The organism is Methylocystis sp. JAN1 (genome assembly GCF_052186135.1).
Taxonomy (GTDB): Bacteria; Pseudomonadota; Alphaproteobacteria; order Rhizobiales; family Beijerinckiaceae; genus Methylocystis.
Genome location: NZ_CP181499.1, coordinates 1,608,444 through 1,621,824, shown reverse-complemented (window position 1 = coordinate 1,621,824; position 13,381 = coordinate 1,608,444). Strand labels below are relative to the sequence as shown.

9 protein-coding genes and 1 pseudogene are annotated in these 13,381 nt (G+C 55.5%); 6 read left to right on the top strand and 4 right to left on the bottom strand.

Features of this window, described 5'->3' with window-relative positions; genetic code table 11:
• Positions 1-137: 137 nt before the first annotated feature.
• A pseudogene (locus ACNHKD_RS07575) lies at positions 138-468 on the top strand (hypothetical protein); the annotation flags it as partial.
• A 273-nt stretch (positions 469-741) separates the two neighbouring features.
• Here ACNHKD_RS07575 and ACNHKD_RS07570 read toward each other — a convergent pair.
• The gene (locus ACNHKD_RS07570) at positions 742-2,832 is read right to left on the bottom strand and encodes a rhamnosyltransferase WsaF family glycosyltransferase (RefSeq protein WP_442756460.1); all 2,091 of its coding nucleotides are present in this window, start codon (positions 2,830-2,832) and stop codon (positions 742-744) included.
• 905 nt (positions 2,833-3,737) lie between these two features.
• Between ACNHKD_RS07570 and ACNHKD_RS07565 the strand changes: the two genes are divergently transcribed.
• On the top strand, positions 3,738-4,499 hold the full coding sequence (locus ACNHKD_RS07565) for a TylF/MycF/NovP-related O-methyltransferase (RefSeq protein ID WP_442756459.1): 762 nt from the start codon (positions 3,738-3,740) through the stop codon (positions 4,497-4,499).
• A gap of 49 nt (positions 4,500-4,548) precedes the next feature.
• Here ACNHKD_RS07565 and ACNHKD_RS07560 read toward each other — a convergent pair whose 3' ends face one another.
• The 3 genes from ACNHKD_RS07560 to ACNHKD_RS07550 are packed head-to-tail and all read right to left on the bottom strand — an operon-like array spanning position 4,549 to position 8,588.
• Complete coding sequence (locus ACNHKD_RS07560) at positions 4,549-4,803, bottom strand: acyl carrier protein (protein ID WP_442756458.1); 255 nt, start codon at positions 4,801-4,803, stop codon at positions 4,549-4,551.
• A gap of 3 nt (positions 4,804-4,806) precedes the next feature.
• Positions 4,807-6,723 carry an HAD-IIIC family phosphatase gene (locus ACNHKD_RS07555; protein ID WP_442756457.1) on the bottom strand — a complete coding sequence of 639 codons (1,917 nt, stop codon included), beginning with the start codon at positions 6,721-6,723 and terminating at the stop codon, positions 4,807-4,809.
• Positions 6,720-8,588, bottom strand: coding sequence for a tetratricopeptide repeat protein (locus tag ACNHKD_RS07550; protein WP_442756456.1), 1,869 nt, complete (start codon positions 8,586-8,588; stop codon positions 6,720-6,722). The genes ACNHKD_RS07555 and ACNHKD_RS07550 overlap by 4 nt, the downstream gene beginning before the upstream one ends.
• A 277-nt stretch (positions 8,589-8,865) precedes the next feature.
• Between ACNHKD_RS07550 and ACNHKD_RS07545 the strand changes: the two genes are divergently transcribed.
• The 4 genes from ACNHKD_RS07545 to ACNHKD_RS07530 all read left to right on the top strand — a co-directional run bounded on the left by ACNHKD_RS07545 (position 8,866) and on the right by ACNHKD_RS07530 (position 13,336).
• Positions 8,866-9,792, top strand: coding sequence for a class I SAM-dependent methyltransferase (locus tag ACNHKD_RS07545; protein WP_442756455.1), 927 nt, complete (start codon positions 8,866-8,868; stop codon positions 9,790-9,792).
• A 264-nt stretch (positions 9,793-10,056) separates the two neighbouring features.
• Positions 10,057-11,709, top strand: coding sequence for an AMP-binding protein (locus ACNHKD_RS07540; RefSeq protein ID WP_442756454.1), 1,653 nt, complete (start codon positions 10,057-10,059; stop codon positions 11,707-11,709).
• Positions 11,706-11,957 (top strand): acyl carrier protein, encoded by a 252-nt coding sequence (locus ACNHKD_RS07535; protein WP_442756453.1) that lies wholly within the window; start codon positions 11,706-11,708, stop codon positions 11,955-11,957. The genes ACNHKD_RS07540 and ACNHKD_RS07535 overlap by 4 nt, the downstream gene beginning before the upstream one ends.
• Positions 11,954-13,336, top strand: coding sequence for an alginate O-acetyltransferase AlgX-related protein (locus ACNHKD_RS07530; RefSeq protein ID WP_442756452.1), 1,383 nt, complete (start codon positions 11,954-11,956; stop codon positions 13,334-13,336). The genes ACNHKD_RS07535 and ACNHKD_RS07530 overlap by 4 nt, the downstream gene beginning before the upstream one ends.
• The last annotated feature ends 45 nt before the right edge of the window (positions 13,337-13,381 follow it).

Here is a 13,381-nt window from a genome sequence, read left to right as displayed (position 1 = left end):
TCGATTTGATGGCGCTCGACGCGGACGGTCTTTGGCCCCCTCGCAGTTCTCGGCCTTCGACCAGGATGCGAACCGCGCGCGAGGCAGTCGTGGCTTTTCTTCGAAACTGAGATCCGAACGAGCGAGACGCGTCTTTCGCGCATGCCGTGCTGCTGCTCGACCACGCAGGAGGGCGTACGACGAGCAAGCTCGATCTTCCCAAAAACATCACGTCGATCCTCTTGCCGTCGCGGGCGCGGGAATTGAACCCGGTCGAGAATGTCTGGCAGTATCGACGCCAGAACTGGCTCTCAAACCTCGTCTTCGAAAACTACGACGCCATCATCGACGCCGCTTTGTGACGCTTGGCGAAGGCTCATCGCTCAACCAGGAACGATCACCTCAATTGGAATGCGAGATTGGGCGCACGTCAGCCACCCTCATAGCCGTTGGTATTACAGGGGGCGTCGCGACTCGCTCACTGCTTAAGTCCCTGTCGGCAGGCGCCGCACGGGAGCGCGGCTCGTCGCGGCCCCTCGAGATGTTTCATCGCCGCAAACCCCTGCCGCGAAACGCTCGGCGGCAATCTCGCCGAAAGTCCGCCCGTCATGTCGACACGCGACCTGCGAGGCGACCGCGTTGGCGGCTAGCAACTCTTCGACCGCCCGCGCCTTCTCCCCTTCGGACCACTGGCGACGCCCGCCAGCTCCAGTGATCGCCTCGATGCGCCGGACCCGTGACAGCGCTTACAATACTTCGGTCCTAAAGCGGCAGGGCCTCGAGGAAAGACTTGTCGAAGGTTGTCGACCACGTAGTCGGTGGCGGACGAAATAAATTGGCCGACCGGGATTCGAAGCTTTCGACCTTTACGAGCGCGACCCGGAGCGCCGCGATCAGCGAATCGAGATTGGGCTCACAGGTAACGAAGTTCCCTGAAAGAGCTTCAAAGAACGCAGCCGGCCGGTTTTGGAACGTATTGGTCACAACGATAGCTCCTGTCGTACAAAATTCGAATGGCACGACACTTGGATGCGGCGCGTACATGAGGCTTATGCCTAAATCAATCGAGCGCGCATAGTTGATATATTCTTGCTCAGACATCTTTTGCTTGAACTCAAGCTGGTGCCCGCCGCCAAGATCAATTGGCGGCATCTCGGCCAGGCTACCAAGCCCGATGAAGCGCCAGTTCTGCCCAAATTTGTCCTCGGCGCACATTTGCTCAAGAGCCAGTTCCACGAATTCGTAGAGATTGCGCGCCGCGTGTCCCTCTGGCCGCGCGTAGACGGCACAAACGCGCTCTTTCTTCGAACGCATTTCCTGCAGCGTCTGTGACGGCAGCAGGTTGATCACATGTTCAAAGATAATGTAATCCGTCCGTTCTTGGGCGTCGGGTTTCTTCTTGAACAGGCCAAGGTTGTTTCGTTCCAGATAAGAAGCAAGAGCCCGAGAGTTGAATAGGGGAAAGGCCGGAACCTCGAACCCCGCCGCAACCATGGCATGCGTCGCTGAAAGATCATGGAAAATCGGCTCATATTCCTGGACGAGCGAAATCACCCGAGGCTCGTCCGTCTGGGCGGCTAAAGGCGCCGCAAGCAAAGCGTCCCAGCTCGAATAGCATAGGAATCGGTCGCGCGGACTCATCTCCAGAGTGGTGATCTCGCCGCGGCCGCGCACCTCTAGTGGGCTGATCAACTCGGCCGGCTTACTGCCGCGCAGCCGCCAGAGGAAATAGTCCTTGGCGGCAAAATCTTCTTCTGTGGTCACAATCGAGAGGCGGTATCCCTGAGTACGAGAGAAGGGAGCCAATGCGTGAAGCAGCTCAAAAAGCGCCTTGTAGCCACCAAATAAAATGTCCGGGTTCAAACGCGGCATCAAAACCCAGAGTGTGCGTCCGTTTCGCGGGCACACCGTGGCGACGATAGGCGACATTCGGTGTCGCAACGCCGCCGCTTGGGCTTTCAAACGCGGTTTTGTCACCCCCGGCATGACAGCTTCTAGGGTGCGGGCAAGGTCATAGCGGGGAATTCGGTTTTCTTTCTCGCCTGCAGCAAGATAATGATGAAAGCCGGAGTGTATCTCCCCCCGCGCGACCGCTGCGCGAATGTCATTGTAGAAAGCAAGGTAGAAATCTTCGGAGAATTCCGCGTTCGGAGAGTAGCCCAACTTGGCGCCGATATGTAAGTAATGAAAAAACGGCTCCAGATCGCTTCGTCCCGCCTCTGGGTATTGCTTGATATACCAAGCATCGTCAAAGCCGCTGCGCAAGAGCGCTTCTATCTCACGCAGATTGACCCCTGAGCCAGCCGCCTTTTTTGGCCGCCAATTATCCACCACCACTGCGAAATAGAGTGGATTGATGTCGGAGGGCGCCAAATGGCCGCGCTTCATGAGCAGCGCGTTATTATCAAAACTTTCGCTTGGATTGCATCCATCCATCCACCCTCTTTCGAGGTAATGATCGATCGGGTTACGACCCTTCAGTTGGCTCCCATAGCGGCTCTGGTAATAGGCGGCGTCGAAGTAATCGACAATTACAGTCTTTTGAATTTCCAACCACTCCTGCCGCGTATGAGGCGCGCGGCGTACTTTTCGCTTTTGTTCGTCGCTCAGTCTCGCGAAATATAAAAGAGGATTTTCAGTCAGCGCCCCTTTCGGCATATTTCGGCTCGCGAAAAACAGCGTATGAAAATTGGCGGCCGGATTGCGACCTTCTCTCCAACCATGCGCCGCGTAATGTTCAGCGGCGCTCATTCCGGACGCAGCGACATCGGGATAAATCCGGAAATAGTAATATCTATCAACGTCGCATCTCTCCGACGCCGGGCGCATTTTCTGAAGAAATCTTTGAACCAAATGTCTCTCCGTGATCCTGCTTGGCGCAGACGCGCCCGACCCCGCCCTCAACTGACGCGACTTCGTAAGGCTTTAAGGCAAGCCCGTATTAAACAAATCCAGCCCTTGGAGGCTATGTGCTGGGGCGGCGAGTGGAACCTGCAGGCTGCTCATCGCTCAAACAAGATAAGCGAAGGCCGATTCCGTAGGGGGAATGCTTGAGGCGGGATTGCCCCCTTCCTTTGAGCCGCGTTCGCTTAGTTGGCATTCTCCTCGTCGGAATTTTTCGAAAAAGGGGCATGATCTGTCGCTTTGCATAATCCAAGAGATTTCCAGGAGCCCACTATGCCGCGCCGGGCTTAGATAGCTCTGCTACCGGTGACCGATACTCTAGCACAAGTTGTGAATTACGAAAGGGCTATCCCCTTGAAGAAAAGACAAATTTGCTGAAAATAGCGAAGCTTATGAAAAGGGATGGGCCAGGTTTGCCCGCAAAAGACGGCTACGGCAGCGAGGTAGTTCTTAGTGGTCTTTTCGTAACGTGTGGAGGCGCGCCTGAACTGCGTGAACTTGTGGAAGCAGCATTCGACAAGACGGCGCTGCGCATGTTGATGAAGGTCGTGTGGATGCTTTGTTGTCGGCATGGGGAGTTACCCTAACTGCTTTTTTGGCGATCGCAGGAGGCGTTGGAATCATAGGCGATGTCGTCACCACCTATCCGCTCGTGGACATCGACGACCGCAATGCAATCCGATTATTCGCCGGCGTTCGCTGAATCGTCACGGCGGTCCGACCGACTAGCGCTCGCGCCTCTTTCTAGGAAATGCCATATTACTTGCGGCGATTCCCGTGGCGAGCGTTAAGATCGAGGCGGAGATGACGATACCTGTGATCGCTATCGGTGGTTCGTTTGGAAGGAAATGTAAATGGAAGCAGTAGAGCTGTATCTTAATTTGCTCAAGAGATCTCTCACAAACACGCTGTTCGAAGAGGAGCCTGACGCCGATAACCCTAATCAAACCTCATATGTCAGCGGCTTCATCAGCCATTATATCCGGGGCTTCGCTATTTCGATGCTTCCGATTGCCCGTTTTGATAATCTCCAATCATGCATTCTCGATACGATCGACAAGGGCGTGCCGGGCGACCTGATCGAGACTGGCGTTTGGCGCGGCGGCGCCACAATCTTTATGCGGGCAATGTTGAAGGCCTATGGCGTCAACGACAAGCGGGTATGGGTCGCTGACTCTTTTCAAGGACTACCCGAACCAGACGCCGAAAAATTTCCCGTCGAAGCAAATTTCCACAACAGCAAAATTATGAAATCGTACTACAACAATTTTGCCGTCAGCTTGGAGGAGGTCGCGGCCAACTTCAAAGCCTATGACATGTTGGACGATCAGGTAAAATTTCTTAAGGGCTGGTTCAGGGACTCCTTGCCAACAGCTCCTATTGAGAAGCTTTCGATTATTCGGCTGGATGGCGACTACTACGAGTCGACAATGGACGGATTGATCAACCTTTATGATAAGCTTTCGATCGGTGGTTACGTCATCGTCGATGATTATGGCGAAGATGCTTGGACCAATTGCCGTCAGGCCGTCGACGAATTCCGGACGAATCGAAAGATCGAGGATCCTTTGCTGCGGGTGGATTCGAGGTGTTATTATTGGCGGCGGACGTCCTGAGGAAAGGCGCGTCTAGGGCGCGCCTTTCCTCAAGCTTTGCTGCGAGGAGTCAGTCGTTGAGCGCCAGCCGGCTAGCGGAGATTAGACGGACGAGATCGCCAACGCTTTCCAATTCATCCAATTCCTTGGACTTGACCTTGATGCCGAAGCGGCTTTCGACCGCCATTACAATCTCGATCATTTTAAATGAGTCCCAACCCTCGACGTCTTCAGCCGTCATCTCCGGTGTCAGGGCAATATCGTCACGTACGAAGATGTCGCGGAAAACTTCAGTGAGCTGATTGTAGAGATCGTTGTCGGTCATTTTTCAACCTTCCATGATTTCGATATATGTCGGAAGCGGGGAAAAGTCCGCAAGGTTGATCGAGCTGAGAGCGACACCGTCGGCATTCCTTGACATCAATACGAAGCCCAGTTTTTCATAGTGATCTTTGACCATGTTATTCCTTTGAGTCGGCCGGTATTCGCCGATCAGCCGCTTGGCGCCAAGACGTCCCGCCTCGGCGGCAATGAGATTGAGTGTCGCATGCTCAACTTGGCGGCCGAGTACCCGGCAACTCATCAGCCAAGTATCAATGACCGCATCGCCGTTGTCTTGCACCTTCCCGAGGGTGATCGCAATGACGCCATTGTCGCCGAAACGGTCTGTCAGGCGCAGGTTCAGGCTGAAGCACGACGGATCTTTCATGAAGGAACGGACGTCGTCCTCGCTGTGGCGGCGGGTCGTGAGATTAAACTGGTTGGTCTTGTTGATGAGTTGCACCGCCCGCGGCAGGCTAGACTGATCCAACGGCTGCCAATGCAGTCGCATCTCCATACCTTTGAGATAAGAAGCAAGGTCGCTCGCGGACGCTTTAAGGCTGCGGTGCTCTCGATTTTGCTGATAGAGCCGCGTCCGTTGCCTATCTTCCGTAGTAATCGCGACCGCCTCGAAATAGCCGGCGTCCGAAAGCATCCTCGGAACGAGAGCCGGGTCATCGGGTGCTTCGGGCACCGCTACCATTGGTAGTTCCTGCCGCACCAGACCGCGCTCGACTGGATTGTCATCGAGGAACACGAGCGCGTCTAACCCGATATTCAGTTCCTGCGCTATAGCGCGCAGATTTGACGCCTTATCGTTCCAGTTGGCGACGAAGCTGGCAATATGCTCGCGCCGCAGCAGCATTTCCCGATGACTGTCAAACGCTTCCAGCGCGTTCGCTTCATCATTCTTGGAGCAAACAGCGAGTATGACGCCGCGACGAGCCAATTCGAGGGCATATTCCTGTACGTAACTGAAAGCTTCGCCGAGCGCGCTACCGTGGCCGAGCGCGATGCCGTCGAGGCCGTCGTCGCCTATCACGCCACCCCAAATGGTATTGTCGAGATCGAGCACAAGGCATTTGGCCGAACGGCCCATCTTGGCGGCGAGAAGACGGGCGACCAGATCTCCGTACAATGGCGCGGCCGAGAAAGAGACCTCCTGCTTCGCACGACACCAAAGCGCAGGATCGTACCACGTCTGCAGGCCGTCCTGCGCGATCCGACGGTCAATGGCCACAAGATCGACGCTGCGCGCCCTTGCAAGCTTTCGCAACCGTGCGTTCAGCCGATTGATGAAGTCGGCGCGAGAACCAGGGAGGCGATGTTCGTTGCCTCCGATTAATTCGGGTAGAGCTGGCATGATTGTCTGCTGCAAAATGGCGCACTGGAATTTGGAGTGCGCCATGTCCCAACATTCGGCGATCCTGGCGCAGACGCTTTCGAGTTCGACATCGACCTCCGCCGCCCCTAGGCTCGCGTGGACGCCAGCAGAAACGTGCCGCGCGTCAAACGCGAACAGAATCGCAGTAGGTTGAAATTGATGCAGCCCCGAATTTGAATCCAACAGTTCCTGTAGATATTGGCCGTAGTGATTCTCGTAGATCGTCGCCCACATCCCGCGGCGAAGCGCCCCGACACGTATTCCGGCCTGGAGATGCGTAAAGGTTGAAGAACCGAGGATTGCAAGCCGAGTAGGGTCGGTCGCGAGTCCTTCTGGTGGGCGCCCAGCGAATATCTTCTGTACGACCTGATCGAGCGCGCTGACTTGGGTAAAGTCAGTCTGCGAATTCGCGAGCAGCCTAGCTTCGCTCCAGGTCGTTGAAGTGGAGCTCGCGACATCGCGTAATGCTCGTAGGCGGCCCCGGAAATCTGACACTTTAGGCAGCCAGGGCATCGCGAGTGCGCTCGGCGCTGCATTCATCGTACGGCGTCCCCCTTCGGCCTTACCACGGCGTGCGCGTCGCGCAGCAGTTTGAACCACGTCTCAAGCGACAATCCTTGTGCCGTTTTCGAATGCATCATCTTGTCGACAAAGCCTAGCATCAGGTTTTCTCTGAGTTCTATGATCGTGCCAGCGCGGCGATCGCTGTCCTCCATGCTTACCCCCAACAATGTGTTGGTCCCATAGCGCTGCAGCCCGCGATGCAGGCCGAAGGCTTCCTCTTCAGTCAATTGGGAACATGTCGTCTTATAGATAAAAATCTTTTCTGAGTTGGTTAGATCCTCGATCAGCTTGCGCCTAAGAAACTTGATGCGCCGTATTTGTTGCTGAAGAAACACGTCTTCCACAACCGTACCCGCCCTGACGAACGTGTGTACAATATAAAAGCCGCGTTCGTCACGAACGCCATACTCCCCATTGGGAAGAGTGAAGAGACGCGTATATTCGGGATCGCCGAGCGCCTCGAAGTCCGTGTTAAGCAAATTGATCATATTCGGGACGCTACCCGCGCCCGCGAAACGGAATAGCCCGATCGGCTCGGCGCGCGCCGCGCGCTGAATGAGCCCGAATTCGCAATCATCGCCCAGACTCTCGAAAGCGAGCGCGACATTGCGTAAATCATCCTCGGACGCCGCCGCGCCTTCTTCCTTTGGGCTGCGACGAGGCCGCTCAATCTCCGTCGGCTTCTCATCCGTCAACCCGCTGATGATGTCAGCGTGCCAAATAGCGGTGCCGCGGCAGTATCTTATGTTCTCGTCCCTCGGCCAAAGACGAGAAGCCACGTCCCAGCGCTGCACGGCCTCAGCCCAATCCTCGGCTGCGTCGGCGTTTACCGCATAATTGATTCGCAAGGCGGCGTTGTCAGGCCAAAACTCTATCGCTCGGCGAAGTAAGCCATCGCTTTCCTCGATGCGGCGAGCCTCGCGGAGGGCGGCAGCAGCTTGCGCTGCAATAAAATGAGAGTCGGCGAAGGTCGCAAAGAGCGCGCGCCAACGCCGTTCGGCCTCCCCCCGATCGCCCTGGGTCTGCGCCATCATGACAAATGCGAGGGCCGCTCGAACGTCATTCGGAGAACGGCTTGCGACAGCAGATAAAACCTGATCCGCCTTGTCACGCTCTGCCGCCATGCAAAACGCGCGGAAAAATCTGAGCAGAGTTGAAATAGAAACAGGGGCGAACGTCGATAGCGTATGTGCGAGCCGCGCAGCCTCTGGCCAGTCGCCACGCTTCTCAGCGTCTATAAAGGCCTCTTTAACTGAGTTGCCCGCAGTGTCGCAATCATCGGCTCGCTGCCCGACAAACAGGATCGCAATATGTAGATTGACGGCGTGACCTTTCGCAAAACGGCTTTCTAGCTGGATCCAACGCCGCAGGGCCTCGCAAAGATCGCCGCGAAAGAGAGCGGCGTTCACGAAATTCACGCAAATATCGATATGGTCGGGAAACAGTCGCAACGCGTCGGTTAGCAATACGTCGCACTCGTCTGCTTGGCCAAGTCCGAGGAGGGCTGCGCCCGAGGCGGCATAGGCGTAAGCATTATGGGGGAATTGTTCGCGCACGTTGGTCCAGCGTCGCAGCGCTTCTTTCGTATCGCCAGCGTCTTGGGCATTCCAGGCGTAGCCGACAGCGATCCATTCGCTTCGCGGGAATTGCGCCGCGGCTTCGACTAGTATGGCGTCAGATTCTTCGTGCCGGTCCAGCGCTCTGAGGAGGGTTGCGCCGACAATCGCGCCAATGTGACGGTCCGGGAGCTGGACTGATATGCTTCGCCAACGCTGAAACGCGCCGGCCCAATCGCCCGACGCTTGCGCCATTTGAATGAGGCGCATCGGCTCTGCAATCAAGGCGTCTTCCGTAAATTCAGCTTCGTTCCAAATCGACAGAGCTTGCCTCCGTCACTATTGTTTACTTCGTAGAACCGGCGCCAGGCGCGCGTCGCATGATTGCGACAGTCTCATAAAATAGCCTTGCGAGGCGCATGTCAATAACTTAAACGTGGTCATCAACTTAGCGAGATCACTTGAGCTTAAGCTTAAGCTTTTCTTCTCGATGATGACGGGCTGGTCGCGCGCATGCGCTCTGGAGAATAAATGCGGTTTAGGAAAATCGCCGGGAGGGAATATGAATTTTCAGTTTCAGACATTGGCAGATATGATCAATCGGCAATTGTCGGTGTTTCCAAGGCACAAACTATTTCTAAATCGCAGATTCGATTCTGCCGGCGCTGAGGACCTCATTTTTTGTGAGGAGATAAGCAAAATGATTTTGCAAATCAGCGGCGACGAACTGCCGACAATCCTCGATGATTATCGCTGGTTATGCGGCGTGTTCATGGAAGAAGAGCTGTTTTTCCGGCGCGAAGGCCGATACAGACATAGGACTTTCGAGGAGGCTCAGCGAACAGTTTACTCCGACCGCGTTTTTCATTCACGCTATCTGAACGGCCATTTGATGACGCACCTTTGGTGGGCAAACCATACGGACACGCTGCGCTATTTCCGCAATGTCTTTTTGCCTGCAAACAAACAGCAGTTTCGGCATCTGGAAATCGGACCGGGGCACGGGCTGTTTCTGTATTTCGCCGCCGCCGCGCCCAATGCCGCCACAATCGCTGGGTGGGATGTCAGCCCGTCGAGTATAGCCGCTACGCGCCATGCGCTGTTCGCCATGGGCGCCCCGCGTCCGGTCGATCTGTCGCTTGTCAATATTTTTGATGCGTCGGAGGCGAGGGCGGGCGACCAGCAGTTCGACTCTCTTACCTGCTCGGAGGTGCTGGAGCATTTGGAGAATCCTCCGGAAGCCATGGCGGCGATCGTAGATCTGATGGCGCCGGGTGGGCGCGCCTTCATCTGCGTGCCGGTTAATTCGCCGGCGCCCGATCATATTTCGCTCTACCGCTCGCCTGAGGAAGTGATCAGCCTCGTGAGAGATGCTGGCTTGGCGGTCGAGGACACTTTATTTGCGCTCCCGACGGGCGTGACGCTTGAGCGGGCGCGAAAGGATGCGCTGACGATCAACACCGTGGTCATTGCGAGAAAGCCCGAGTGAGGCATATTCGCCGGCCGGGCTGGTTTTGCGCTCGGATCTCGCTCATAGCGCACGCGGTTCGCTATAGGCGTTTGCTGGCTGGCGCCGGCGCGCGTTTGAAGACCGCGACCGTGCGATATGGCTGTTGAAAGAAAATGCCGTTGATGGTTTGTTTCCAAGACGCGCGGGCTTGGACCCAGCAAGTCTTGTTAGTAAGTGACCTTGTCACGCCGGGGAGAGCTCGATCCGGCCTTAGCCGGATCGGTTGCTGAATGCGGAGTTGAAATGCTGCTGAGACATCTGGACTGCTACGCCGCCGAGCAAGATTCTCGGCCATGTCTGGTCCATTGGCAAACAGAATCATACAGCGTCCTGACCTATGCTCAGTTTGCCGAGCTTTCGAAAAGGCTTGCTGCGGCAATTAAATCCCGCGCCAACCCTGAATCGTCGGGTGTAGTCTTTATAATACTCAAGCATCACCTTTTGCAGTTGCCTCTCTTTGTCGGCTGCATGCGGGCCGGACTCATTCCGTCCTTCCTGCCGTTTCCTTCCGCAAAGCAGGACCCAGATCTGTATTGGCAGTCGCATGCCGAAGTCATCGATCGCACTCGACCCGTCGCGATTGTAACCTATGGCGATCTGATGGACGGAGTCGCGGCGATCGCGGACAAGTTGGCCGTGCCCGTCCTGCACATAGAGCATCTCGATGGGGAAGAAGAAATTCTCACTCTTCCCGCGGCGGATTCCATTGCATTGCTTCAACATTCGTCAGGGACTACAGGCCTGAAAAAAGGGGTTGCCTTGACCTTCCGACAAATCGATCGGCAGGTTGAGTCTTACGCGAAAGCTGCAGGACTGGACCAGTCTTCGATCGTTGTGAGCTGGCTGCCTTATTATCATGACATGGGCCTGTTCACAGCGTTCCTGATGCCGCTTTCAGTTGGCGCCACAATCGTCTCCTTGGATGCCTTCGAGTGGGTGACCCAGCCCGATCTTCTTCTTCGTCTCATCGAGCGGTTCCATGGCACCCATTGTTGGCTGCCCAATTTCGCATTTAACCACCTCGTCAACACGGTTCCGATCGATCGGAGTTACGATTTAACTAGCGTGAAAAGTTTCGTTAGCTGCTCCGAGCCTGTAAAGTCATCGACTTTCGATCTGTTTGCCGCCCGTTTCGAGGCAGAGGGCGCTCCACGGTCCAAATTGCGAGCGTGCTATGCGATGGCGGAAACATGCTTCGCGGTTTCTGAGACGCCAATTGGCGAAGGCTATGAGGCTGTCTGGTATGACGCCAAAGGCATCGAAGCCGCTTCTCGTGCGGTGCGATGCCTCCCTGAGACGCCCGGTTCGCGTCTCTATGTCTCGAACGGCGCCGTAATCGAGGGGATAGACATCCGGATTCTTGTCGAAGCTTCGGCGCCTCTTTCCGCCGGCGTTCCGGTCGGCGAGATTCTCGTGCGGGGCGATTTTGTTTTCAGCGGTTATTTCGCCAACGAAGCAGCGACGCGCGCCGCGTTTCACGGGGATTGGTATCGCACCGGCGATATCGGGTTTATTGACAATGGCCAACTCTTCATCACGGGTCGAAAAAAGGACATTTTAATCGTCCACGGGCGAAATTACTATGCTCATGACATTGAAGCGGCAGCATCGTCCGTGCCGGGCATAGCCCCAGGGCGAGTTGTCGCCCTCGGCGTAATGAACGAAGCGGTCGGAAGCGAAGAGGCCATTATCTTGGCTGAAACAGATTTGGCGGAATCGGAGTATTCTGCTTTGCAGCGCAAGGTGAAGCAGAAAATATATGGCGCCCTTGAGTTGACTCCGAAAAAGGTCCAGCTTGTCCCCCGCGGTTCCTTAGTCAAGACGACTAGCGGCAAGATAAGCCGTTCAGAAAATCTTGCACGTTTCTTGGTTACAACTCGAGCGGAGGCGTCATGACGGACGAATTTGCGAAGCAGGTGCGGAGGGTTATCGCGGAGACCTTCAATATCGATGATGATGAAATCACCAACCAAACAACAGCCGACGATGTCGATGGCTGGGATTCGCTGGCGCATACAATATTAATGGTCCGTTTGCAGAGAAATCTGAAACTGACTATACCGGAGTCGCTCGCCGCGAATAGCCAGACGGTCGGGGCGCTCATTGAAGGTCTACGGCAACTTCACGAGAAAAACAAACCATGAGTTTTGCACCTGCTGGCAGCCTTCTAGACGTAATCGAAGGCGGCGATAATTGGCTGTTCCTTCGTCGTTATGAAAACCTCCATGTCTTGGATTTGCAAACCGATCTTTCTAGCTGGTCACAAACGCATCTGCCAATATTGACCGCGCAATTTGCAGGCCGACACGCAAAGTTGGCCGCGCGCGGCATTTCGTATGTGGTGGCCATCGCGCCTGAAAAATCGAGTATCTATCCCGAGAAGCTTCCAAGCGAATATCGATTGGCTTCGCCGACTCTGGCCGAATTGTTGACGACGGCTTGTCGGCAGGCCGGCGTCGAGGCTGTTGATTTGACCTCTGCCCTTCGCTTGGCGAAGGGCGCCATGGATCTCTATTTTCGGGTCGATAGTCACTGGACTTATTACGGAGCGTATATCGCCTACAGGTCGATCATAGAAGCAATTCAGAAGCGCGTCGATGTCTCGGTGGTGCAGCCCCATCAAATTCTATATCATGACAAGGAAGGTTTTGGCGATCTTGGCGTTCACATGCGACCCGAGCGTCGCGGTCTACTGCAACAGGTGACGTTGTCTTCCGAGGTTGAAGCGCAAATCAAGGCCTATGATGATCGGGAGCGCGCCTATGCCTCGTATACTTGTCAGGATGGACGAAGTAAAGCCGTCATCTTGCGAGACTCATTCGCGACATTCATGTCGCCTTATTTGGCCCGGTCGTTCTCAACGTCGACATTCGTCTCGCCTCCATTAGCTCTACACGAGGATATGATTGAGGATCTGGAACCAGACGTCGTTATTCATCTATATTCCGAACGCGCATTATTGTATTATCCGGAAGGTCTGGCTGATTGGGATGCGCGCTCCTGGCGCCAAACTTACCTGGAGGCTTATGAAAATCCGCAGTGGGCCAACCTTATCCGACCGCTTCGCCGCTCTCTAATCGAGAAACGGTTCGATGAGTCCGTCAAGCTTGGACAGCAACTGTCAGATGCCGGCGGCTGGGCGCTCGAACACAATTTGGCGGAAGCGCTGATCGGAGCAAGATTGTACGAAAAGGCGATTGAGGCTTGCGATCGGATGGAGCTTCGCGGGAACGCGACCGCCTTCAGCTATTTTCTTAAAGCATATGGGCAACGCGCTCTCGGGCGCGGCGAAGCGGTAGCCACTCTTCGCGAAGCTTTGCGAACGCGGCCTCAGCACGCACGGTTCCTTTATGAATTAGGATTGTGGCTTGCGCAAGACGGCGATCTTCCGGAGGCGGCAGCAGCTCTTCATGCCGCCTTGGAGAGCGCTCCCGGATTTTTACAAGGATGGAGTGAGCTTTCCCGGGTCAATGCGGAAATGGGTGACAAAAGCGCGGCGGAGATCCGCGGCAGCAGGCAATGATTTGCGCTCGACATTCAAAATGATCCTGGCTGAACGGTGTCGAGT